Source organism: Bacillus altitudinis (genome assembly GCF_001191605.1).
Taxonomy (GTDB): Bacteria; Bacillota; Bacilli; order Bacillales; family Bacillaceae; genus Bacillus; species Bacillus altitudinis.
On record NZ_CP009108.1, the window covers coordinates 2,732,302 to 2,756,302 of the forward strand.

The following is a 24,001-nucleotide window of genomic DNA, read 5'->3' on the forward strand; positions in this document are numbered from 1 at the left end:
CTCAGCAGCTCCCTTCCTGCTTTTTTGTCTCTTTTTTGTTTGCTGAAATGCTCGTTCACCCCCTTTCATGGATTGGGCATGTGCTGCCTCTTTGCATGAGCTTTGTTGGCACGACGACTTTTAGGGGAAGCTTTCTTCCTTCTATCCGCTCAAGCAAAAGCTTTAGACCTACTTCCCCCATTTGTTCTGTATATACTTTAACCGTTGTGAGCGGCGGGCTTGAAAAGGAAGCGGCTTCGATATCATTAAACCCCACGATTGAGACATCTTGAGGTACACGAAGACCGGCTTCATGTAGCGCACGCATAGCGCCTATTGCCATAGAATCACTTCCGATAAAAAAGGCTTCTGGAAGCTTTCCTTTCTGAATGGCTTTTTGCATAAGTGAGTAGCCTTCTTGCATCGAATATTCGCCTATGTGGATGTCATTCATATGAAGAGTTCCCGCTTCTTGCATTCTTTTGATAAAAGTTGTTTGTCTTTCATCCTCAATCACAGCATTTCCTTCGAAATAATGCTCCCTCTCTTTCCCGCCAATATAGCCTAGATGTGTATAGCCGAGAGATTGCAGATGACGAATGGCACGATCTGCCGCTCTGACAAAATCCACATGTACACAATCATACAAATCTTCATCCGCATAATGATTGATAAACACAATATGTTCCATTCGGTTTGTCATCTTTTCAACCGTATCAGGGCTGATTCGTCCAATGACAATCAAACCGTCAATATCCTTTAGTATCGCCCCTTTGTCCATGTTTCTTAGGCGAAAGGTATGGAGAGTAGACAGACCTTGTTTGGCATATTCTTTTTCAATTCCTTTTCGAATCGATGAAAAAAAAGGATCATTTAATTCTTCGTCAATGGATTGGGCGACAACGACACCGATGACTGGGGATGCGGGTGGGCTTTTTACTTCTGCTTGATCGGCTTTTCTTGCTCTGACTGGGGTATAGTTTAATTTCTTGGCTATGTCGAGGATGTTTTGTCTTGTTGCGTGTGAAACGGCAAGCGTTTGGTCGCCATTTAACACACGGGATACAGTAGAGACGGATACTTTTGCATCATGAGCAATATCTTTGAGTGTAGTCATAGGTAAACTCCTCATCATTTTTGACTAAATGTTTACTAAAGATATTTGAAGAATAACACATAAATAAAGCGCTTTCAATTATAAATTTGTGCTTTTATGAAGTTTTTGAGTATGTTTTGATAAGGAGATAGTTTGTTTAGTAAAATTGCGTAAAAAAGAGGATGGGCTTCATCCTCCTTTTTACTAAGGTGATTTCATTGTGGCTGTTTCTTTTGCGAACAATTGCTTCATTATTTCCCATGCTTTATCTAATTCTTCGTGAAGGCCAAATAAACCTGAAGTGCCAATGATGTAAATTTCATTTCCTGCCTCAGCAAGCAACCGGAACGTGCTTTCATTACAAGAGCCGTCTACCTCAATTGAAAATGAGTATCCCCCCTTCTCTTTGATTTCTTTCACCTCTTTTATTTTCGGAAGCATTTCTTTGATAAAAGGCTGACCCGCAAACCCTGGATCAATTGTCATGATCGTCACCCGGTCTATTAAATGAATAAAAGCATCTAATGCTGCAACTGGTGTGGCGGGATTGAGAACAAAGCCGACCTCACACTTTCTTTCGTGGATATGCCGAATGATTCGAAAAACGTCTTTTTGCACCACTTCTGGATGTAAACAAATCATCGTTGCGCCTGCATCAATACATGCATCAATTAAAAATTCCTGAGGCTGTTCGGCCATTAGATGAACATCAATCGGAACATCTGTCAGTTTCCGAAGTTGTTCAATGAAAAAGGGTGATAAGGTCATATTCTTTACGTAATGACCATCCATGACGTCGACATGATAACGGTCTGCCCTTGTGTTCAGAAGCTGAATTTGTTCACGGAAGTGTGTTAAATCCATGCACATCAATGAAGGTGAGAAAAAAGCTGTCATCCTGAAATGCCTCCTTTTTAAAGATGAAATAAAAATTTGATCAATCCAATCAATATTCCGATGATACCGAAGTCTGTATCTCCAAATGTTGTCCCTTCAAAGCCAAGAGTGCCTAACACAGGAAGTAAACAAGCTGGTAAAAATGAAAGGAGTATTCCATTTACAAAGGAACCGGCGACTGCACCTCTCACTCCCCCCGTTGCATTGCCATATACGCCCGCTGTCGCACCGCAGAAAAAGTGTGGCACAAGTCCAGGAACAATGACAGTTAAACCAAACAAAGGAAGAAGGAAAATAGACACGATGCCTCCTGCAAAACTGCATAAAAAACCGATGATCACCGCATTTGGAGCAAATGGGAAAACAGTTGGTGCATCAAGTGCCGGCTTTGCCCCTTTGACGAAACGATCGGCAATCCCTTTGAAAGCAGGCACAATTTCCCCGATTGCCATCCGTACACCTGCTAAAATAATGTACACCCCAGCAGCAAAGGTAATGGCCTGAATGAGAATGAAGACAGCAAAGTTCGTACCACCACTAATGTTTTCTATGAATGAAATTCCCGCAAACGGTGCAATCGCAAAGAAAAGCAAAGCCATCGTAATGGAGATGGCCACCGATGTATCTCTTAGAAAACCGAGTGATTTAGGCACTTGAATGGTTTCCGTTGATTTCTCTGGGCGCCCGACCCATTTGCCGATCATTCCCGCTGTAAAATAGCCGAACGTACTGAAATGACCGAGCGCCAGATCATCATTTCCAGTGACTTTCCTTGTAAACGGCTGAAGGATTGCGGGAGCAATGACCATTGCTGCACCTAATACGATTGAACCAGTGGTGATCAGCAGCGTTCCTTGCATGCCAGCTGTTGACAGAACGACTGCAAGCATAGCCGCCATATATAGCGTATGATGACCAGTTAAAAAGACGTATTTAAAGGGTGTGAATTTTGCCAAAAGCAAATTGACCACCATACCAAAAATCATAATAAGCGCTGTCTGTGTACCGAATTCCTTTTGGGCAATGGCCGCCATGGCATCAGTATTTGGGACAACCCCTTGAATGTGAAAGGCTGCTTCAAACATCTTTCTGAAAACCCCAAGTGAATCAGATACGACTGTGGCGCCCGCTCCTAATATTAAAAAACCCATTGTTGTTTTTAAGGTGCCTGATACAGTATCGGCAGCTGACTTTTTCTGCAAAAGTAAACCAGCGAGTGCAAACAAACCGATGAGAATTGCGGGTGTGCCCAATATATCGTTCATGATCAGTTCTATCATGATGTGAATCCCCCTTTTTCCGTCGATTATATGTGTTTACGAAGGACGTCTTTAATGGCTTCCTGGTCTAACAAGTTATTTAATCCAGCGACCTTTCTTATGCCGTCATCCAGCTGATCAATAATGTCTGTTGCGCCGATATAGAGGTCTGCTTGTTCATTTTTGCTTGTACTGAGATCGGTGTGATCCACTTCCGCTAAAAGTCCTAATTCTTCTAATGCTTTTTTGACATTCATTTCAACAATAAAGCTGCTTCCTAAACCGTTTCCGCATACAACTAGAATTTTTTTCATTCTCTTTTTCCTCCTTTATACTTGTGAAAATCGATTGATTAATTGTTGAATGGCTGCTAATTCCTCTGCTTCAATCAATTGTCTCACCCGTTTTTCTTCACTTAACAGCATCGTCAGCTGTTTGAGTGCTTTCAGGTGGGTCATACTGTCAATGGCAGCTAATACAATGATGAGCCGAACTTGCTTTTTTCCATCCTTTGAAAAGGAAACGGGCTGATGACATGACATAAGTGACATGCTTAATTTGTTCACGCCATCTTCTGGTCTGGCATGCGGAATCGCCACTTGTGGCGCAATCACAATATAAGGGCCATTTTGATGAACAGACTGGATCATCGCTTTCACATAACTTTCCTGAATCGCTTGTTGATCAAGCAAAGGCTGCGCTGCTTTTGTAATGGCCTCCTGCCATGTGTCTGCTGTTTGCTGGAGCTGAATGGTTTCTTCTGTTAATAAATCGTTTAACACTGGTTTCCACCCTTTCTGGTGTGATACATATGTGGGATGAAGCAGCTCCTTCAGGTCATGAAGCAATGCTTTTTCATTTTGAACGATGGTATGCTGCTGAATGATATTGAATAAAGCATTCACATGGTGCTCATCAAGCTTAGGTTCTGAGCCTTCTCCATATTGAAGCAATGTTTTTTTCTCATAAGCAGTGAGAATCGGGTGAACGAGATGAACAGGTTTTCCTTTAAACGAAATAGGTGTCGTTGACACAACAAAGTCGGCATCAATGGATGTTAATTCTTCATATGAACGTTTTGATAACAGTCCGCGTATGTCGATGTAGCCGATTAATTCAAGAAGCTGCGTTTTCAGCATGTGACTTGTGCCAATTCCTTCTCCGCAGACAATGTAAACAGAACGTTTCGCAATCGATGAAATCCCTTCTCTTCTCATCCAGCCGCCAAAATGCATCGCCACATAGGCAATTTCATGATCGCTCATCTTTGAACAGGTCGCCTTCTCTAAATGGCAAGCAACCTTTTGCGTGATGTAAAACACCTCTGGCTGTGCATGTTTAATGGAATCTGTTAATTCATTGATGATCTCAATGTGATAGATGAGCCTATAATAGGCCGGAATTAAATGCATGGTTAAGTTTTGTTCCAAGACTTCTACTTCCTGGAAGGAAATACACGCATAACGCTGAAAGTCAATGGTCATTTGTCTCGCAATGGTTCGAATGAGATGTTCTTCTGGTTTTTGACTTGTTGGAAGTTTTTGTTTTTTGGCACTGAGCCATAGCGTACTAAGAAAATAGATTTCATCATCATGAACCAAAAGACTGGTTTCTTTTTGAATTTGCGCCATGAAACGAATAGCAGCCAAGCATTCATCTGTTTCCTGCAATGTTCGTTTTTCTTCTGTTGAAATGTGTACAGCACGTCCTAGCTTCATCCGTTTAAAGTAGAAAAAGAGATCCATAGACAGCTGATCCAGCATGTCATCTGCAAACTCAAGCTTCAGATCTTGTTCGGACTGTTGAAGGAGAGCATGTATTCTCTTATATGAAATAGGACCCTTTAACCAAACCGATGGAAACGTTTTTTCATTTTTTATCATGGTGCGAATGAAATGAATATAAGGTTTCAGCGCCAACCGAATTGTTCTTTCTTCTCCTGAAATTAAATAGCCACTGGCCGCCTGATAATGAAGTGTAAGCTGCTGTTTTGAAAGTGCTTCTTTTAGTTGTTTCATATCTTCAAGCAGTGTATTGCGGCTTACCTTCGTCATCTCCATAAAATCATCAATTTTTAGATGCTTCTCACTGCATGCAATGGATAGGAGCAAGATGGCACGTCTTTCTTTTACACATGGTTCATAGTCATGACCGACAAGAACAGTGTCAGCTTTTTCGATAATGACTTCTTTCTCGTGTGGATGTAAATAGTAGCCTCGTTGATCTTTTCGCTGGACGCCACTAAGCTGATGGGTTTCCAGCCAACTATTCATTCGTTTGATTTCAGCGTAGACCGTTCGAGTAGAGACATTCAGTCGATTCTGTAAATCTTCAATTGATAGATAAGTGGTCGTGTGAAGCAGCATCGATAATAAAGTCGTGCCCCTTTTGGTTAAGTGCAGTTGGAATCCCTCCCCTCTTCCCTTTGGTTATAAGTCTAATCAACTCGCATGAGTCAAAGAAGTCCAAATGTTTTCAGTAAATGTTGTGCAGGTTTTTGGGTGTTCTTTTGTTATAAGAAAAAGCACACTCGTTTGAGTGTGCTTTGAGACTTGTATACAAAGAGCTCTTTGTCTTCTTTTACGTGTTTGAGGACGAATAAACGCAAAAAACCTAGAATGGTATAAAGCCAGTAAAGGTTTTTTCACTTCTTATTCATTTTTTATTTTTCCTATATGTGACGCTTAAACTTATTTTTTGTTTAAACTAAATCCGAAATCCAAATCGTTTTCAAATGAAATACAAATACTCCAATCACTTTCTAATGATATAAAGTAGTGGTGCTGTGGGATATCTAAAAAATAGACTAGTAACTCTTCTAGATGTTTTAATTCAAACTGGTACCCAAACTCTGTAAGGTTATCCCCTATGTAAATTACTTGTAAGTTATTATCTAAATATTTTTCTTTTAATTCAGTTATAAAGAGAAGAGCATCAGAAAGTAACGATTCATGATTTGAGGTCTTACTATAATGTTTATTGGTTTGTAACCAATCTATTTTTGAACCAGCAAAATCAAATTTTTGTTCTATTAAGTCTAAATAAATTTTTGGATTTTTATGTACTTTGACATATTTAAGAAGGTCTTTTAATTCCAAATCCTTTATTAAATCTTCATCATAAGAATTCAATAAAATTACCCCCTTTGTGTTTTTTAAAGTCTTTCTTGTCAAAATCCATAGGAATCGCTGTTTCGTCATTTTGTTGCAATCAATTCAGTGTACAATGCCATTGTAGCTTGCTGATCCGTCTCTGACAAAGCATATTCATCTTTTTTTGACCGAGTTATATTAAATTTTCTGCCATACCAAAAATTCATTCTTCTGTGTTCAAGTTCAATCCCAATAATAAATATAGTGCTGAGTTGAAGAATCGCTTGTCATCCCCATTTTTTCATACAATTGTTGTGCTTTTATATTAGAAGTCGCTGTTTCTAAACAGATAAATCGGGCTCCTTTATCGTTTGCAAATGAAAATGCTTTTTTCATCAATTGCTTACCTACCCCCTTTTGACGAAAATCGTTTATAACAAACAAATCATTTAAAATGAACGCATCTTTCATCGCAACAGATGAAAATGTGGGATACAGTTGTACAAATCCTACATATTGTTCACCTTGCTTTGCAACAAACAAAATAGACTCTTGTTTACGGTATCGTTCCACTAGAAAATGATAAGCACCTTCTACATTAGAAGTCTGTTTATAAAATTGGCGATATTGATCAAATAGAACCGAAACTTGTTTTAAATCATTTTCATTAGCTCTTACTATATCCACTCTTCTATCCCCTTTTCATATCAATTAGTAGTATAATAATCGATATTCTGACATGTAAAAATGTACAGATTTATACTTTATTAAATGTCAGAAGGGAGGAATGAAGAAATGAAACATTATATTTTCCCTTTCAGTGCCAATCAACCAAAATATAAACAAATTTATGAGCAATTTAAAAAATTAATCGAGGAGGGAAAGTTAAAAACAGGAGAAAATCTTCCTTCCATTCGTTCACTAGCCAATGACCTAGGTGTTAGTCGCCACACTACACTACAAGCATATGATCAATTATTAGCTGAAGGATATATTCAAGCCAATGAGCGTAAAAGCTATAGGGTCAATGAATTTGAACCGATATTTCTTCAATCCTCTATTTCAGAAGTACCTAGAAATGAACCAATACAATTGATCGATTTCATTGATTTCAAAGCAAGTACTGTTGATGAGGAACAATTCCCTTTAAAAGTTTGGCGGCAAATTTCCAACAAAGTGCTGCAGCAATCCATTAGCTTTCAATATGGAGAACCTTTTGGAGAACCGGGGTTTAAACAAGAACTGGCTGATTATTTATTTCAAGCGAGAGGTATGATCATTAACCCCAAAAATATTATCGTTGGAAGTAATACACAGCAACTACTGTTGTATTTAGGATTTCTATTAAAAGAACGTTTTTCTAGTATCATTGTTGAAAACCCTGGTTATAGCGGTGTACGTGAGGTCTGTCATTTACATGGATTTGAGATTGAAAGTATTCCTGCATCAAAACAAGGTGTATTATTGGACTCACTCGTAAATAAAAGCGGGAAATTATTGTACATAACACCTTCACATCAATATCCTACTGGTACTGCACTATCGATTCAACAAAGAATTGAATTGATTCAATGGGTACGATCAAATAACGGTTTCTTATTAGAGGATGATTACGATGGAGAATTTCGATATGGACAAAAACCATTTCCTGCTTTAGCCTCTTTAGATGCTGCACATGTCATTTATTTTGGTACGTTTTCAAAAGCATTTCTACCAGCTATACGATTAGCATATATGGTGTTACCTGATTCATTAATCAATATCTATATGAGTAAATTTGAACATTTCGAACATAATGCTTCGTTATTGCACCAACTGACCATGACTGAATTTATGAAAAGTGGTGAATGGACAAAACATATTAAGCGTATGCGCAATACTTATAAAAGGAAAATGAATTTATTGGTACAACAAGTTCAACATTTATTTGGAAAACAAATTGAGATCATTGGTGACAATGCAGGGTTATATATCATGTTACGTATACACACTCCCTATTCCGAAAAAGAATTAATTGAAAAAGCTCTTCAACAGCATGTTAAAGTGTATCCTACAAGTCATTTATTTATCGAAAATCCACCTGTACAACCGCACATACTGCTCGGTTTCGCAAACCTTTCTCTTGAACAAATCGAAAGAGGTATTTGTTTATTAAAAGAAGCATGGGAATAAGATTGGTGGTTCATGGACGATTTTGTTTGAAACTTAGAGCGTGAATTTCATAATTGAATGTTGTGAATCGACTCTTTATCAAAATACCATCTCCACTTTTTTCGGTATGAAGTTCAATCAACACAAAAAACCTTGAAAGGTATTAGCCAATCAAGGTTCATTTTGTTACTGCATTTTCACTGATTTTTTCATTTCCTCTATTATTTGATTAAACCACTGTAGAGGGTTTAATGAGATCGCCGGAAAGTATATTTCTGTATTATTTTCAATAAAGCTTTCTTTTTTTTGTATTGTTAGAGTACTATTCAAAAAACCCTGACAATCCTTTATAGTAGACAGCAGACATTCTTTGCTAGCTTCATGGATAAACTCATCTAACGCTTCCTCTGGTGAATCAATATCCTGATGAAATGTCCCACCTAAAAAATCTTCTAACTTCTTTAAATAACTAGAGCTCTCATTCATTGAATCACCTATCATCATTAAAATTATCAGTTTAAATAGCGAGTTTAAAAACCTTCATCTCATAGAAAACAAAGTAGTGGTGTTTGCTAACCTAATTAATGTCAAACGAGAGCTTTCAGGTTGTGGTTCTGCTCTTTGATCAATTAATCTTGCTTACAATTAAATTGCGCAGTTTCCAATATGAAGTTCAAAGTGTTTTTCTTCTGAAAATATTTGAGCAATTTTACCTGTTATTTTATCTGCTACAATGATGCTATGATTCTTTGAAAATAGCCAAATTTCTTCAATTGCCTTATCGAAATCTAAAGCTTTTACATTTGCCCAAACAGGAAAAGGGTCATTGTCAATTAAAATAAACCATTCTTTTTTCTCTTTGAGAAAATCTAATGAATTTTTTAACCAAGTCATAATCGAGTCTTTGTCTGTATTTGTTAATATTTCGGAAGGTGTTGAATCTATTTGACGAAATTGTTTTAATACTGTTTCACATAATTTTAGCCATTGAGAAGCATCATCTTCAAAATCAATTACCTCAATATATGCTAATTGTTGTATTTTCTTTTTAGCATTCATCAAAGCAATTTTTTTCTGTATTTTTTCATTTTTATATGCCATATTTTTCATTCCTCGTTATTCATTGTAATAGATATGGTGATCACCATTTGGTCCATATATATTTGAATATCTTTCTTTTTTAAAATCATAATTAAATGGATCTGCACCCTCTTTTGGTTTCCCTGCGTGAGTGTGTAATTTTCCATCATTAGTATGTTGCACTATAACTCTTTTTCCTTTTGGGGTATCAAATTCATAGTACCGGCCATGGTGAGTATGGTTAGAACTGTACTCATAATTACGATATTCTTGCCCTTTCTTAAAAACATTATCTCCTACTTGCCATTGACGAGTAGGCTGTTGAGACCTAGGTATCCCCCCTAAATCCTTAGCGTGTCGCAAAGCCCTTTTTCGATTAAATCCTTCTGGACTTTGAGAACTTAAACCTATCTTCCCATGAAACCCTTTTGCCCCAAACGGCAAAAGCATCCCCAGCGCCGCATTCATACTCGCTTCCTGTTGTTCTTTCGAGATCTTATTTCCAAACATATCTCGACCCGTAATCGCTTCGCTGAAGCCGTTTGTTGCGGTGAGGCCATATAAGCCTTTTTGTGATGTTTTCAACGCATCGAAAGACTTCTGTGATGTCTTGTAAATGTCGACCGCTCTTACTGCGGCTGAGGTGGCTTGAGTCGTTTTATAAACGGCTTTACCGCCTTTGAAAATGCGTCCTGCCCAACCGACGATTGGAATATATCCTGCTGCTGCCATGCCGCCTGCGGCGACTCGCTGGCCTGCGGTGAGTTATTCACCTGTGATCGGATCGACACCTGTTGCGGCACGTTTTGCATCGTTCACGCCTGTCAGTTCATTGACGATATTTCCTCCGTAATCAAGAGCTTTTTCATACCAAGGACGGTTGGCGAGCGCTTCTTGTTCCTTTGCAATCTTGCGGGCTTCTTCTTGATCTTTTTTGATTTTCAGATATTCAGAAGTTTGCTTCTCAATATCGCTTTTTGCCTTGTAGATTTCGCTATTTTGATACGCTTTCTTGTCAAAATTCATAGGCAAAATTGCTTTCCCGTCATTTGTCGCATTCATCATTTCAGCGTACAATGCCATTGTAGCTTGCTGCTCCGTCTCTGACAAAGCATATTCATCTTTTAAATTTTGATCAAGCTCTCTTAGTTCTTTGACCGTCTTTTTTCGTTCATCTTCCGCATCTTCTATTTTTTCAGCAAAGGTTTGGCTATCAAATACCTCTAGGGAAATGAGGTCATCAATATCTTGAAAAATCGTTTTGAGTGCCTGTTTTTGATCTTTCACAATGCTTTTTGCATTCTTGATGCCCATATGTACTGCATTGTCTAAAAAGTGTTCCTCTATAAAGGTATCGCCGCCAAAGCTCGTATCATCCAGTGTCCCAGAAACACCTTCATGAAAGGCTTTTTGCTTATCAATAAAGCTAATAAACATGTCTACATTTCCAGCCAGCTCTTTATAATAGCTTTTAATATTATCGGCACCTTTCCCAGTGAAATCATCACCGAAGTTGGCAACACCTTGTAATGCCTTTTTTAAATCTACCATTTGTTCGCGGAGTTCCTGATAGTGTTTTGACCTTGTATCCATGGCACTGGTTAGTGCTTTTGCATCAAGTATCTTCCCCAGCAGAATTCACTCCTTCCTATTCATTGACAAGGTCAATTTTACCAACATAAGGAATGTCATGAAATAGGAATAAAGATACAAAAACAGCTTCTATTTAATCAGAGAAAGGTGCGTTTCTTCAAAAAACGGACACCAATCAAGGCATTTTAAGTGCTCAATGATCAGCGTCCGCAGGTTCTTCTTTCTGGACAACATATTCGGTTCATTTTTCTTGTCTATTAAAGGGTATAACATATTTTATATAACGAATATGTTATACCCTTTCTTCTTAAACTAACGCACCTGTTAGCATAACAAAAAAATGATTATTTTATTTTTTTTAGCATTTTAAAATTAGCCAACTTAACTCCCTTTTTTTCCACAGTTTGTGAACAAACAATTTTGTAACCTAGATGTTCAAAAAATGGCTTAGCTGTAATACTTGCTTCGGTATCAATTTCTAAAAGATTTAGTTTCTTTGCCTCAGATTCGAGCATATCAACTAAAGCTGTGGCTATACCTTGTCCTTGATAATCTTTATGAACGAATAGTCTATCTAAGTACCCGTTATGCGTTAAATCGCTAAAACCAACAACTTTATCATTCACTTTAGCAACAAATGTTATATTTTGTTCCAATGATTCCTTCCAAGAATTCATTTTAGATTCTTTTTCATCTCTTGGTGCCCAAGCATCCAATTGTACTTGGGAATAATCTTTTGAATTTACGGAATGAACTGTTTCATAAAACAATGAAATAATCTCTTTTGTATCAGTTTCCTTAAACTTTATAATCTCCACTTTCTGTTATACCTCCCCTTTTTAGGATAAGCATCCTAATATACTTATCATTATTTCATCAACTTCTTCTTGCGCTATACTGCTCCGTTAGTTGAAGGAGGGTGAACGTTATTCTCTCTTATAAATTTTTATAGACATCTGCATATGCTACTTTCAGTTGCTCTCTTAATTGCCTATTTTCCTCTTCCAACTTTTTGTTTTTTCTTTTTAGAGATGCAATGAGAGCATCTTTGTTGTTTTCGGTCATTTCTCGCTTTACTTATTTCGGTGTAGTTAACGCATCAGTGTGCTTTCTTACGATTTAGACTTAAGCAATTGCAGCTCTTGATCCATGATTTCAGCTGCTTCTGAAATAAATTGAATGATTAAATCCAATTCTTCTGGCTTGTATTCATTTGTGAGTTTTTTGGTGGATGCCGATAAAGATAGAAAGAGTTGTTTCACCTGTGATTTCCCAGCCGTTAATGGAACAATGATGACTCTTCGCTTGTCTTTTGGGTCCTTCTCCCTTTTGACGTAGCCTGCTTTTTCTAACCGGTCAATGAGAGCGGTGACCGCACCTGAGCTAAGACCGGTTTTTTCACTTAATTCACCTGCTGTGAGTGGTCCAAGTTCGTTTAACAAATCTGCTGATTTGAGATCTGTTGGAAAAAGGCCGAGCGATTGAGCGGCTGCTTGGTGGAATAAAACGGTTCGTGTGGCGAGGCGCCTCATTGTATGTATGATCTGGGCTGCTCTGTCTTCAGCCTCGTTCTTTATTGACAACTTGTTCTCCTCCCTTTAAAATCAATTTATCTTGATCATCAAGATAAATGTTCTCTTACTTTATGGTTAAGTTGATCATAGCAAAAATAATGAGAGAACGTAAGCAGGAGGTAAATGAAATGAATCACGTGGATAAAGGCAAGGCATCCACTCGCTTTGTTGTCGTCGGGTTGCTGTTAGGGATTTTTATGGCAGCGATGGACAACACCATTGTCGCAACAGCAATGGGAAGCATCGTCGCCGATTTGGGCAGTTTTGATAAATTTGCTTGGGTGACTGCTTCTTATATGGTGGCAGTGATGGCCGGTATGCCGATTTATGGAAAGCTTTCAGATATGTATGGTCGAAAGCGTTTTTTTCTGTTTGGACTTATTTTCTTTTTAATTGGATCTGCGCTGTGCGGCATCGCACAAACAATGGATCAGCTCATTATTTACCGTGCGATTCAAGGACTTGGAGGCGGTGCTCTTCTTCCGATCGCTTTCACGATTATCTTTGATATCTTCCCGCCAGAAAAACGCGGGAAAATGTCCGGTATGTTTGGTGCAGTTTTTGGTCTATCCAGTGTATTAGGACCGCTGTTAGGAGCAATTATTACGGATTCGATCGGCTGGCATTGGGTGTTTTATATTAACGTACCAATTGGTATCGTCAGTGTGTTCTTAATCGCCAAATTTTATCAAGAATCGCTCGAGCATCGTAAGCAGAAAATTGACTGGTCAGGTGCCATTACACTTGTCGTTGCGGTTGTCAGTTTAATGTTCGCCCTTGAGCTTGGCGGTAAATCGTATGCATGGGATTCTGTTCAAATCTTGACACTATTTGCTGTGTTTGTAGTCTTCGGCACCATCTTCTTCATTGTTGAACGAAAGGCCGAAGAACCGATTATTTCATTTTGGATGTTTAAAAATCGTTTGTTTGCGACATCTCAAATTTTGGCGTTTTTATATGGCGGGACGTTTATTATTCTAGCTGTCTTTATTCCTATTTTCGTCCAGGCGGTGTACGGTGAATCTGCAACAAGTGCCGGGTTCATTTTAACACCGATGATGATTGGGTCTGTGATTGGCAGTATGATTGGTGGAACGATGCAGACGAAAGTACCTTTTAGACGATTAATGACTATCTCTGTGATTTCATTTTTTGCTGGGATGCTACTGCTTGCCAATATGTCGCCAGATACAGCAAGATTGTGGCTTACGCTCTTTATGATGATTTCAGGTTTTGGTGTTGGATTTAGCTTCTCCCTTCTGCCATCTGCTTCAATGAATGATCTCTCTCCGCGCTACCGCGGCAGTGCTAATTCTACCAATTCGTTCATGAGATCACTTGGGATGACTTTAGGTGTGACGATTTTTGGAACGATACAAACCAATGTCCTGACAAATCGTTTAGCAGATGCTTTTAGCGGAATGAAAGGAGCTTCTTCTCAAGTTGGTGACCCACAAGCCATTTTCCAAGAGGGGGCACGCTCACAAATTCCGCCTGATATTTTAAATAAAGTGATTGATGCGATGTCACAAAGTATTACATATGTATTTATGATTGCTTTATTCCCGATTGCACTTGCGGCGATTACGGTCGTATTTATGGGAAATGCACGAGTACGTACATCAAATGAAATGAAAGAAAGCGAATAATGAAAAAAAGCAGAGCCGCATCGCTCTGCTTTTTTCATTTTATTGATATAAAAGTTGGGCTTTTCCTTCACTGCCAACGATCTTTATTTTAGATGTGACCATGTCTTTGGCTGCTTGTTTTGCTTTTTGTAAATACATACGCGGATCTAAGCTTTCAGGTTCGTTTGAGAAATGATCACGAATCGCTTCAGAGTATGCATTTTTTAGTTCAGTGGACACATTGACCTTTGCCATACCGAGTGCGACACATCTTTTGACATCCTCATCTGGTACAGCTGAACCACCATGAAGGACAAGTGGCACATCGACAAGCGCTGCAATTTGTTCAATGCGGTCAAAGTCGATATCCGGCACCCCTTTATAGATGCCGTGGGCCGTGCCGATCGCAGGTGCTAAAGTAGGTACACTAGTTTCTTCTACAAATTGACGGCATTCAGATGGAATGGCTTTTTGGGCATCTTTTTCATCCACGACAATATCATCTTCTACCCCGCCTACCTTGCCTAACTCGGCTTCCACATTCACTCCTACTTTTAAGGCAAGGTCCACCACTTCTTTTGTGCGGCGTACATTTTCTTCATATGAATGCATGGAAGCATCGATCATCACAGATGTATATCCTGCTCGTATACAAGTAAGAATCACATCAAAATCAGTGCAATGATCGAGATGAAGGCCGATTGGGATTTGGTATTGATCCGCTGCCGCCTTTACTGTATCTGCAATGGCTTTTGCGCCAAGCGATTGGACCGTGCCAACCGTTGTTTGCAAAATGACAGGTGATTTTAATTCAGCTGCCGTTTCGAGTACCCAGTAAATACTATCAAAGGAATGTACATTGAATGCGACAATTCCGTATTTTTCTTTTTTTGCTGCTTCAAGCATAGGTGTTGTGGAAAGTAAAGGCATGGTCAAACATCCTCTCTCGTCAAAATATCTGTTTTTAATACAGCGAGCATTTCTTCATTTGTTCTTGTTTCGAGCAGTTTTTGCCGTTTCATTTCATCCATTAATCCGCGTGAAAGAGCAGAAAGTGCTTGTAAGTGAGTAGTTCCTGCTTCACTTTTTGGAATGAGTAAGGATAAGAAGAAAAAGCAAGGCTTTCCATCAAAAGCGTCCCATTCGATTCCGGTTTCTGTACGGACGATGACGAGTGCCGGTTTTGTGATGGCGTCTGACTGTGTATGCGGAATGGCAAATCCATCTTGAAAGCCGGTTGTACTCAGAGCTTCTCTTTCAGCTAGTCCTTTTTTGACTGCCTCAGGAGATGTAGAAATCCCTGCTTCAGCGGCAATGTCAGCTATGGCTGCGAAAACGCCAGCCTGTGAAGAAGCTGTTTCATGTAGATTCATATAAATATGTTCCATCATTTCTCTTCCTCCCTATTAAACTGCGGGTTTGTCTATTTTCTTGCGGTAAAGTCCGTATAGAATCGCACCTACAAGTGAGCCGATGAGTATGGATAGTACCCACTGGAATGCGCCTGTGACGACTGGAAGGACAAGGAATCCGCCATGCGGAGCTGGAACCTGTACGCCAAACAGATACGTCAATATAGCAGAGATGGCGGAACCAAACATGATAATTGGCAGGACAACGACTGGGTTTTTTGCTGCAAATGGAATGGCTCCTTCGGTAATATGAGTCGCTCCGAGAATATAGTTGATCATCCCAGCATTTCGTTCTTGTGGTGTAAAATGTTTTCGGAAAATCGTTGTGGCAATCGCAATGATAAGCGGCGGTGTGATACATGCTGCTGACACCCCTGCCATGAAGTAAAGGTTACCTTCTGCGAGTAAAGCCGTTCCTGTGACATAGGCTGCTTTGTTAAAAGGTCCTCCCATATCAAATCCACACATGGCTCCAACAATTAAACCTAAAAGCAATGGATTTGTGGATTGAACTGATGAGAGAAAATCCATTAATGAATGATTTAGCCCTGTAATTGGAACTAATAGCGGGGTCATGACAGCCCCAATTAAGAAAATACCAATGACAGGATAGATGAAAATTGATTTTAATCCGTCAAGTGATGCTGGTAATTTTTGAAGCAGGAATTGAAGAAGTACGATGATATACCCTGCTGCAAAACCTGCGATAATACCACCTAAGAATCCAGCGCCTCCATCGTTTGCAAGCAAGCCACCGATAAATCCGACAACCATCCCTGGGCGTTTGGCGATTGAATCAGCGATAAATGCTGCTAAAATAGGTACCATTAAGCTAAAGCCGAGTCCGCCAATGTTTTTCAAGTAGGCAGCAAACGGATGATACGTTTCATGCTGAGGATCAGCTGAGTAAATACCGAATAGAAAAGATAAAGCGATTAAGACACCGCCCCCAACAACAAATGGAAGCATGTGTGATACACCGTTCATTAAATGCTTATAGATGGTGTGTATCCACTTATTCGCTGACTTTTGTTGAGCGGATGAAGGCGCAGATGGTTTTTCTGTTCCAGAAGCTCTTCCTTTCACTTGATGAACGGGGGCTTCTCCATTGATAATGCCTTGAATCAGTTCATTTGGTGTGCGGATACCCTTTGCTACAGGCACTTCAATCAGTGGTTTGCCGTGAAAACGATCTGTATTCACATCTTTGTCCGCTGCAACAATAACGCCATCTGCTTCCAAAATGTCTTGATCCGTTAAAGCGTTTTCAATTCCTACTTGACCATGCGTTTCAACTTTGATGTCGACCCCTAATTGCTCAGCTGCGATTTTTAATGCCTCAGCTGCCATAAATGTATGCGCAATGCCTGTTGGACAGCCAGTGGCAGCGACAATTTTCTTGCGGCTCATGTGAACTCCCCCTTATATGTTCTGAATGTGTATTTGCTCAATTAATGAATCAATGTCATGTAAATCACTTAACCCTTTTGAAAAGGCGGTAGATGCCCCTGTTGCAATGCCGTAGCGTAAGCATTCTTCATGAGGTTGTCCTTCCAGCTGTTTACTTAGGAATGCAGCGAGCATGGCATCACCAGAACAAGCCGTGTTTACGACCGTTCCTATTGGTGCATTTCCTTTTAATACGGCTTCATTTGTAAGGAATAGTGCACCTTCTCCTCCTCGGGAAATGAGTACTTGCTCTGCACCCATCTCGATCAGCTTTCGTCCTGATTCAACGAGTTCTGTTTCTGATAAACGGTGGGTTTTTCCAAAAAATGCGGCAATCTCTTCTTCATTTGGTTTTAGTAAATATGGTTTGTACTGAAGAGTCTCTAAAACCGCTTTAGAGCTTGTGTCTAAAATAAATTTCACGTTGTTTTGATGACAAATAGCGGCTATCTCTGAGAAAATGCTAGCAGGAACGCCTTTAGGCAGACTGCCTGACATAATGAAGATGCTGCCTTTTGGAATGGTCGAGATTTTTTCGCGAAAGGCATCAAGCGCTTTTGCCTCAATAGCGGGTCCTTGATTCACAAGCTTGTATTCTTCCGTTGTGTTAATAAATACATTAATGCGTGTAATCCCATCCACTGGGATAAAATCGGTTTGAATGGAAAGATCTTTTAACGATTGTTCAATATATGAACCTGAAAACCCAGCAATAAATCCTAATGCAGTGCTGGTGAAGCCATATTTCTTTAGCATAATGGAGACATTAACACCTTTTCCATTCGGCTGATAATCTTCATCTTCCGTACGGTTGACTGTATCTGCCCGCATTTCTTTTAATGCAATATATAGGTCAATAGCAGGATTTAAGGTGCAGGTATAAATCAATTGGTTTCACCTTCTTTCTTTTCTCTAAAGAAAGTATCTCATACGATTCAGTGAAAATGTTTTCAGATTGTGTAAAGGTTTTCACGGTAAAAAGCCTCCCATCATAAAGTGTGGAAGGCTTTTTGAGTGTTTATTTCATCCGAATCACATAGGCGTCTAGTAAAATGCGGGCAATGACATGAAGCGACAGGCGGGACCTGACTTCATAATCTGGGAAGAATGATTGTTCCCCTTTATATCCGACGAGTGTCATATCTGATATTTTACTTAATGTAGAATCAATTCTCGTTGTGACCGTAATGGTCGTGACCTGCTTCATACTGAGGTTTTGGCAGGCTTCTACTAGTTCAGACGTTTCTCCATTTAATGAAACAAAGATGGCAAGTTCGTTTTTATCAATGTCACGCGATTTGAGCCGAATGATATTCGGGTCGTCATGAACTTCACATGTTTTCCCGATGAGCTGCAATTTGATGGTCATCTCTTTGGCGATCATCTCTGAAAAGCCTCTGCCAAAAATATAAATTTTGTCCGCATCGTGGATTTTTTGAACTGCATCCTCAATTTGCCCAATACTTTGCAGTTGAATCGTCTTTAAGACCTCTTCTTCATTTTTTCGAATGGCTAGTTTGATGTCTTCGTCAATATTTTTTAGTTGATCACTATCATCTGTCATTTTCTTTTCTTGTTTCAATCGATATTTAAAGGATGTATAGCCGTTGTATCCGATTTTCTTCATCAGTCTGACAATGGTCGCCGTCGACACGTTGGCTCTTTCACTTAATGTGACGATGGATAAGGTGGAGATATCCTCTAAATGCTGGTGAATATAATGCAGTAAATAACGTTCTGTTTCACTTAACGTTTGATACACATCACTTGGTATATTAAATAATGGTTCATTCAATGCGATTCCCCCTTACTCATTTCATACTATAATTAAATGCCCTATGAAAACAAGATGATTCTTTTATCCTGTATTTTTTATTAGAAAGCTGGATGAGTGAAATTTTGTTTTTAACATAAGCTAAGAAAAAGAACGGTTTGTGTGAAAGGAGTTGATCACTGTGCTTCAATTCTTGTTTTTTCTGATCTTTTTATATGTGGTGTATGTATTTTTGACCGCATTTGTCTTGTTTTATTTACCGTTTCAAAAAACATGTAAAGAACATTGCATCTATAAAGCTTCTTCCATCTCAGGAGACGACCAAGGCATAAATCAAGTCATGCTGCTTGATGACGGGTTTGAATCAGGTCAAGTGAGAGTTCAAATGATTCGAGAGGCTAAAAAGAACATTCGTTTGAGTTATTATTCCATTCAAAAAGGAAAAACCGCCGAATGGGTGCTTGGTGCTTTAATTGAAGCGGCTGATCGAGGAGTAAAAGTTCAGCTGTTGTTAGATGGCATTTGCCATAGCCTGCGTGGACCGCTGAAGCATTTGCGTTATGCTGTGGCGAATCACCCGAATATGGCCATTCGTTTTTATGAGCCTTTTCGTTTGTTCAAGCCATGGACGTGGCATAACCGCCTTCACGATAAGCTTCTTTTGGCAGATGGCAGGGTCGCTGTCATGGGTGGCAGAAATATTGGTGATAAATACTTTGCAGATCAGCCGCCGAAAGACTTTGCGTATGACCGAGATGTGCTGCTGTACAACGCCAAAAAAGGAAAAGTATTAGATGAAATGGAGCAGTATTTCGTTTATTTGTGGAATCATGATTTTACGAAAAGAACAAAAGATGTATTTTCCAAGGCAAAAGCGAAAAAAGGAAAAAAGCTAAGAAAACAGCTACTTCGATCTTATCAGGAAGCCATTCGTACAAAAGAACCCTTTGTCACGTCCACATATGATTGGGCAAAAGACGCCATTCGTGCAAAGCAGATTGCATTTTTCACAAATCCAGTGGAACGCTTAAATAAACGTCCGCTCGTCTTGAAAAAGTTAAACGATCTCGCACAGCGGTCAAAGCGTTCGGTTCTGATCCAGACGCCTTATGTCATACCGACACGGCCAATGAAAGACGGACTCACGCCATTACCAAGTGATATTCAAACGACGGTCGTGACAAATTCTCTTACAGCGACACCAAACCCTTTAGCATTTGCAGGATATTTAAGCACGAAAAAGGAACTCATGAAAACGGGTGTTCATTTGTATGAATATCAAGGGCCGTATTCAATTCACGCGAAATCAATGGTCATTGATGATAACTTAAGTATTATTGGAACATATAATCTAGATGCAAGATCCAGCTTTTTAAATACTGAATCGATTTTGGTGATTGATAGTGCACCATTTGCGTTATCTCTTACGGAAGCAATCGAACGAAAAATCGCTTATAGTGTTCTCGTAGCGAAAGATCGAACAGAATATAAAGCAAGCGACTATGGACAGAAAAAAAAGCCTTTCATGAAAAGGCTCCTTTTAACTGGTTTATCTACCATAACGGTTTTATGGCGGCGGTTGATTTAAATAAAAGGGCAGCTACTTTTGTGGCAGCCCTTTTTCTTTTGACTGCTCCTCTTCTACTGGTTCAAACTTGGTTAACTTAAATACGAGGATTCCTGCCACAATGACAAGTACACCTAATAATTTTGTAAAAGAAAATGTTACTTTTTCTAACCCAAGCCAGCCAAGCGAATCAAATAGAAGCGCACAACCTAGCTGGGAGGTGAGAACAATCGAGATTCCATAAGTGGGACCGAGACGTTTGATGCTCTGAACAAGACAGATGACAACGCCTACCCCGATGGCTCCGCTTATCCAGTACCAGGCTTCCATATGCCTTAATTGAAACATGCCGGTTCCTTCTAACAAAAGACCCATCAAAAGTGAAGCGATAAAGCCCATTCCTAGAACTAGCGTCGTTGTTGACCAAGAGCCTGTATGCTCATTGACTTTACTATTAAAAATGGTTTGTAAGCTGACAAGTGCCCCAGCAGTGACAGCTAATATTATTCCTATGATCATATATAAGTCCCTTCGTTTCTTCTATTCATAAATGTTGTGTTCTGCTATTTCTAAAAGCCCTTTTTGATCACAAATCGTAATCTTTCCTCTTCGCCTTTCAATCAGCCCTTTTTCTTGGAACTGCTGAATGACCCGATTAATATGGCGGTAGCTTGTTCCAATTAAGCTCGCTGCATCCGTGAGGCGAAGCGTGCGTGCGTGCGCGTCATCATCACCTGTTAAAACAGACAATAAATAGCTTGCAAGCCTGACCTCTACAGGGTATAAAAGGTGGAAGCTTAAATCATTTGATTTTGTATAAAATTTGTTTGTGATGCCCTTGAGCAAAAAGGCTAAAACTCGTGGATCGTCCTTTGCATGCCGCATGAGGGCTTGATGAGAAATCCTGAGCATATGTACTTCTGTAACGGCTTCAACTGTATTGACCATATCTGTCTGCTGAACGTATTCAATATCTCCAATCGCTTCAAGAGGGTTTTTAAAGCAAAGAATAAACGTTTTTCCTTCCTTTGTGGTGGTGAAAATCTTTAATTTTCCTTTCACCAGCAAGTACATATACTCCCTTTTATCCCCTTTTGAACAAATCAGCTCACCTTGCTGATAACGCCACAAGCTCACATGTGAGATGAGTTTTTGATGAAAGACATTCTGTAACTGATGCATCTTCATATAAGAGGAAAAAAGAGATTCATCATGCAGCTCCTCCATCTGATGCCCTCCTTTATAGTTTTAAGATGATGACGCCTGCAATCATTAAAAAGATGCCTGCATAATGGGGCCATTTCATTTTTTTCTTCTGAACACCAAACCATCCTTTTGCATCGATGGCAAAGGTAAACGCAAGCTGTGCGATAAGTAAAGCAGCGATGGTGAGTGTCACCCCAATGATTTGAATGGCAGTGACCTCATTAAAGATAATAATGGCTGCAAATGCACCTCCAATTAAATAAAGAGGCTGCACTTTTTTGTATTCCTTAAAGTGGCCATCCCGTACGATGAGTAAAATGACGAGAGAGATGATAAACCCTGTCAGCTGCGTGATCGTTGCTGCCTGCCACGTCCCGATATCTTGACTAATTCTGGCGTTGGCTACGCCTTGCAGTGTAATACAAGCGCCTCCTAATAATGCGAAAATAACACCTTTCATTCGTTCAAAAGCTCCTTCTTTTTTCAGTCTAGTTCCATTAAATGATAGATGCCCTCATGTTGAAAAGGACATATGTCCCACTTTGCGTATTATATCAGAAACTTTCCCTTTTACAGTTTCTCCGTTTTAGATTTTTCACAGTGGGTACAGTTTTATATCAGCTGAAAACAGAATATTGGATTGCATCACATATAAAAAGGAGACATGTCAGAATGAGAAATCAAGAGAAACACTTTATTAATGGAGAATGGGTCGCATCAACAGGAAACGAAACGACGGAGGTCATTAACCCTGCGACAGAGGAAGTCATTGGCACCATTAGTTTAGGAACGAAAGAAGATTTAGATCAAGCTGTCAAAGCAGCTCGAGCTGCCTTCCCTTCTTTCTCAAAAACATCTCGAAATGAACGAGTAGAAATGCTGGAAAACATTGTGCGCGGGTACGAAAAACGTAAGGATGAGCTTGTAGAAGTGATGACACAAGAACTTGGTGCACCATTGAAAGTGTCCGAAGAAGTTCATTACAAAATGGGTTATGAACATTTTTCTAAAGCAGCAGAAGCACTGAAATCTTATACATTTACCGAAGACCGCGGTGGACATACGATTATAAAAGAGGCGATTGGTGTCAGCGGATTGATTACACCGTGGAACTTCCCGACGAATCAGACATCTCTTAAAATTGCGGGTGCCATTGCGGCAGGTTCACCAGTTGTCTTAAAGCCAGCGGAAATTACCCCTTTTGCTGCGATGATTCTTGCAGAAATTATTGATGAAGCAGGTGTACCGAAAGGAGTCTTCAACTTAGTAAACGGAACGGGTGACGTGATTGGTGACGGCATTAGCTCACATCCTGATATTGACTTCGTTTCATTTACAGGATCAGGTGCCGTCGGCTCTAAAATTATGGAAAATGCAGCGGACAATGTGAAGAAAGTAGCACTTGAGCTTGGCGGAAAATCCCCTCTTATCGTCTTAGACGATGCAGATGTGGACGAAGCAGCAGAAACAGCCATTCATCATATTGCGATGAATACAGGTCAAGTGTGTTCTGCAGCTACACGTGTGCTGATTCCAGAATCAATGAAAGACAAGTTTGAAAAAGCGCTGCTGAACGCCCTGCCGAAGTTTACAGTTGGTGATCCGAGAGAAGATCACGCTACTGGCCCGCTTGTTTCTAAAAAGCAGTGGGATACGGTGCAATCTTATATTGAAAAAGGAATCGAAGAAGGTGCTACCCTTCTTGCTGGGGGAACTGGAAAGCCAGACGGAATCGATAAAGGATATTTCGCCAAGCATACCATTTTCACCAATGTGAAAAATGATATGACCATTGCGCAAGAAGAAATCTTTGGGCCAGTCATGAGTGTGATCACGTATCAAGACCTCGATCATGCCCTTGAGATCGCCAACGATACAGTGTATGGTCTTGCCGGGTATGTTGTTGGTCAAGATGAAAAAACATTAAAATTTGTCGCTGAACATATTCGTGCCGGTCAAATCACCATTAACAATGCTGAAACAGATTACTTTGCCCCATTTGGCGGTTTTAAGCAGTCTGGTATCGGAAGAGAATGGGGAGACTTCGGTATCGAAGAATATTTAGAAGTGAAAGCTGTGATGGGACTTCCAACGGCGTAAATAAAGAAAGGAGAAAAACCTTAAGGTTTTTCTCCTTTCTTTATTTAACAATAAGAACCCAGTTCGAATTTTAAGAACATCTCATACTCTCCTATTTATTCTTATCTATAATGATAATACTTATCAAAAAGAAGAGTATTATTT

Annotated in this window: 22 protein-coding genes and 3 pseudogenes; 4 read left to right on the forward strand and 21 right to left on the reverse strand. The window is 39.6% G+C overall.

Going from position 1 to position 24,001, the window contains the following annotated elements; all coding sequences use genetic code 11:
- Positions 1 to 55 precede the first annotated feature (55 nt).
- From ID12_RS13730 to ID12_RS13760, 7 genes are all read right to left on the reverse strand, one after another.
- The gene (locus tag ID12_RS13730) at positions 56 to 1,096 is read right to left on the reverse strand and encodes a LacI family DNA-binding transcriptional regulator (protein ID WP_025207434.1); all 1,041 of its coding nucleotides are present in this window, start codon (positions 1,094 to 1,096) and stop codon (positions 56 to 58) included.
- 183 nt (positions 1,097 to 1,279) lie between these two features.
- A complete protein-coding gene (gene alsE / locus ID12_RS13735; protein ID WP_025207435.1) occupies positions 1,280 to 1,972 on the reverse strand; it encodes a D-allulose 6-phosphate 3-epimerase in 693 nt (230 codons plus the stop codon).
- 17 nt (positions 1,973 to 1,989) lie between these two features.
- Positions 1,990 to 3,252, reverse strand: a complete 1,263-nt coding sequence (locus tag ID12_RS13740) for a PTS ascorbate transporter subunit IIC (protein WP_025207436.1) — start codon at positions 3,250 to 3,252, stop codon at positions 1,990 to 1,992.
- A 26-nt stretch (positions 3,253 to 3,278) separates the two neighbouring features.
- Positions 3,279 to 3,545 carry a PTS sugar transporter subunit IIB gene (locus ID12_RS13745; protein ID WP_025207437.1) on the reverse strand — a complete coding sequence of 89 codons (267 nt, stop codon included), beginning with the start codon at positions 3,543 to 3,545 and terminating at the stop codon, positions 3,279 to 3,281.
- A 15-nt stretch (positions 3,546 to 3,560) separates the two neighbouring features.
- Positions 3,561 to 5,633, reverse strand: coding sequence for a BglG family transcription antiterminator (locus ID12_RS13750; protein WP_268745006.1), 2,073 nt, complete (start codon positions 5,631 to 5,633; stop codon positions 3,561 to 3,563).
- Between the two features lie 288 nt (positions 5,634 to 5,921).
- On the reverse strand, positions 5,922 to 6,362 hold the full coding sequence (locus ID12_RS13755) for a hypothetical protein (protein WP_025207439.1): 441 nt from the start codon (positions 6,360 to 6,362) through the stop codon (positions 5,922 to 5,924).
- 204 nt (positions 6,363 to 6,566) lie between these two features.
- Positions 6,567 to 7,010 carry a GNAT family N-acetyltransferase gene (locus tag ID12_RS13760; protein WP_025207440.1) on the reverse strand — a complete coding sequence of 148 codons (444 nt, stop codon included), beginning with the start codon at positions 7,008 to 7,010 and terminating at the stop codon, positions 6,567 to 6,569.
- A gap of 108 nt (positions 7,011 to 7,118) precedes the next feature.
- Here ID12_RS13760 and pdxR point away from each other — a divergent pair, with 108 nt between their 5' ends.
- On the forward strand, positions 7,119 to 8,495 hold the full coding sequence (gene pdxR / locus ID12_RS13765; protein ID WP_025207441.1) for a MocR-like pyridoxine biosynthesis transcription factor PdxR: 1,377 nt from the start codon (positions 7,119 to 7,121) through the stop codon (positions 8,493 to 8,495).
- 165 nt (positions 8,496 to 8,660) lie between these two features.
- Here pdxR and ID12_RS13770 read toward each other — a convergent pair whose 3' ends face one another.
- The 6 genes and pseudogenes from ID12_RS13770 to ID12_RS13795 all read right to left on the reverse strand — a co-directional run bounded on the left by ID12_RS13770 (position 8,661) and on the right by ID12_RS13795 (position 12,679).
- A complete protein-coding gene (locus tag ID12_RS13770; RefSeq protein WP_025207442.1) occupies positions 8,661 to 8,960 on the reverse strand; it encodes a contact-dependent growth inhibition system immunity protein in 300 nt (99 codons plus the stop codon).
- 159 nt (positions 8,961 to 9,119) lie between these two features.
- Entirely contained in the window at positions 9,120 to 9,575 is a 456-nt protein-coding gene (locus ID12_RS13775; protein WP_025207443.1) for a hypothetical protein, read from the reverse strand.
- Between the two features lie 15 nt (positions 9,576 to 9,590).
- Positions 9,591 to 11,189: pseudogene (locus ID12_RS19610) on the reverse strand (T7SS effector LXG polymorphic toxin).
- Positions 11,190 to 11,491: 302 nt separating this feature from the next.
- Positions 11,492 to 11,965, reverse strand: a complete 474-nt coding sequence (locus tag ID12_RS13785) for a GNAT family N-acetyltransferase (RefSeq protein WP_025207444.1) — start codon at positions 11,963 to 11,965, stop codon at positions 11,492 to 11,494.
- Positions 11,966 to 12,083: 118 nt separating this feature from the next.
- A pseudogene (locus ID12_RS19540) lies at positions 12,084 to 12,224 on the reverse strand (DUF6262 family protein); the annotation flags it as partial.
- Between the two features lie 35 nt (positions 12,225 to 12,259).
- Complete coding sequence (locus tag ID12_RS13795) at positions 12,260 to 12,679, reverse strand: MarR family winged helix-turn-helix transcriptional regulator (protein WP_046344981.1); 420 nt, start codon at positions 12,677 to 12,679, stop codon at positions 12,260 to 12,262.
- A 170-nt stretch (positions 12,680 to 12,849) separates the two neighbouring features.
- Between ID12_RS13795 and ID12_RS13800 the strand changes: the two are divergent.
- Positions 12,850 to 14,416 (forward strand): annotated as a pseudogene (locus ID12_RS13800) (MDR family MFS transporter).
- Here the strand turns inward: ID12_RS13800 and ID12_RS13805 are convergent.
- The 5 genes from ID12_RS13805 to ID12_RS13825 all read right to left on the reverse strand — a co-directional run bounded on the left by ID12_RS13805 (position 14,410) and on the right by ID12_RS13825 (position 19,005).
- A complete protein-coding gene (locus tag ID12_RS13805; RefSeq protein ID WP_025207447.1) occupies positions 14,410 to 15,279 on the reverse strand; it encodes a class II fructose-bisphosphate aldolase in 870 nt (289 codons plus the stop codon). The pseudogene ID12_RS13800 and the gene ID12_RS13805 overlap by 7 nt on opposite strands.
- A gap of 2 nt (positions 15,280 to 15,281) precedes the next feature.
- On the reverse strand, positions 15,282 to 15,740 hold the full coding sequence (locus ID12_RS13810; RefSeq protein WP_025207448.1) for a PTS sugar transporter subunit IIA: 459 nt from the start codon (positions 15,738 to 15,740) through the stop codon (positions 15,282 to 15,284).
- 15 nt (positions 15,741 to 15,755) lie between these two features.
- The gene (locus ID12_RS13815) at positions 15,756 to 17,171 is read right to left on the reverse strand and encodes a PTS fructose transporter subunit IIC (RefSeq protein WP_025207449.1); all 1,416 of its coding nucleotides are present in this window, start codon (positions 17,169 to 17,171) and stop codon (positions 15,756 to 15,758) included.
- A gap of 12 nt (positions 17,172 to 17,183) precedes the next feature.
- Positions 17,184 to 18,098, reverse strand: coding sequence for a 1-phosphofructokinase (gene pfkB, locus ID12_RS13820; RefSeq protein WP_025207450.1), 915 nt, complete (start codon positions 18,096 to 18,098; stop codon positions 17,184 to 17,186).
- Positions 18,099 to 18,228: 130 nt separating this feature from the next.
- Positions 18,229 to 19,005 (reverse strand): MurR/RpiR family transcriptional regulator, encoded by a 777-nt coding sequence (locus ID12_RS13825; protein WP_007499235.1) that lies wholly within the window; start codon positions 19,003 to 19,005, stop codon positions 18,229 to 18,231.
- 160 nt (positions 19,006 to 19,165) lie between these two features.
- Here ID12_RS13825 and ID12_RS13830 point away from each other — a divergent pair, with 160 nt between their 5' ends.
- Positions 19,166 to 20,572: a phospholipase D-like domain-containing protein gene (locus ID12_RS13830; protein WP_025207451.1), complete on the forward strand. Its 1,407-nt coding sequence runs from the start codon at positions 19,166 to 19,168 to the stop codon at positions 20,570 to 20,572.
- A 12-nt stretch (positions 20,573 to 20,584) separates the two neighbouring features.
- Here ID12_RS13830 and ID12_RS13835 read toward each other — a convergent pair whose 3' ends face one another.
- Genes ID12_RS13835 through ID12_RS13845 form a run of 3 tightly spaced genes read right to left on the reverse strand, consistent with a single transcriptional unit; the run spans position 20,585 to position 22,217 of the window.
- A complete protein-coding gene (locus ID12_RS13835) occupies positions 20,585 to 21,070 on the reverse strand; it encodes a DMT family transporter (RefSeq protein ID WP_017359528.1) in 486 nt (161 codons plus the stop codon).
- A 21-nt stretch (positions 21,071 to 21,091) separates the two neighbouring features.
- Entirely contained in the window at positions 21,092 to 21,778 is a 687-nt protein-coding gene (locus ID12_RS13840) for a Crp/Fnr family transcriptional regulator (protein WP_025207452.1), read from the reverse strand.
- 13 nt (positions 21,779 to 21,791) lie between these two features.
- Positions 21,792 to 22,217: a DMT family transporter gene (locus tag ID12_RS13845; RefSeq protein ID WP_008343684.1), complete on the reverse strand. Its 426-nt coding sequence runs from the start codon at positions 22,215 to 22,217 to the stop codon at positions 21,792 to 21,794.
- A gap of 212 nt (positions 22,218 to 22,429) precedes the next feature.
- Here ID12_RS13845 and ID12_RS13850 point away from each other — a divergent pair, with 212 nt between their 5' ends.
- Entirely contained in the window at positions 22,430 to 23,857 is a 1,428-nt protein-coding gene (locus ID12_RS13850) for an aldehyde dehydrogenase family protein (protein WP_025207453.1), read from the forward strand.
- The last annotated feature ends 144 nt before the right edge of the window (positions 23,858 to 24,001 follow it).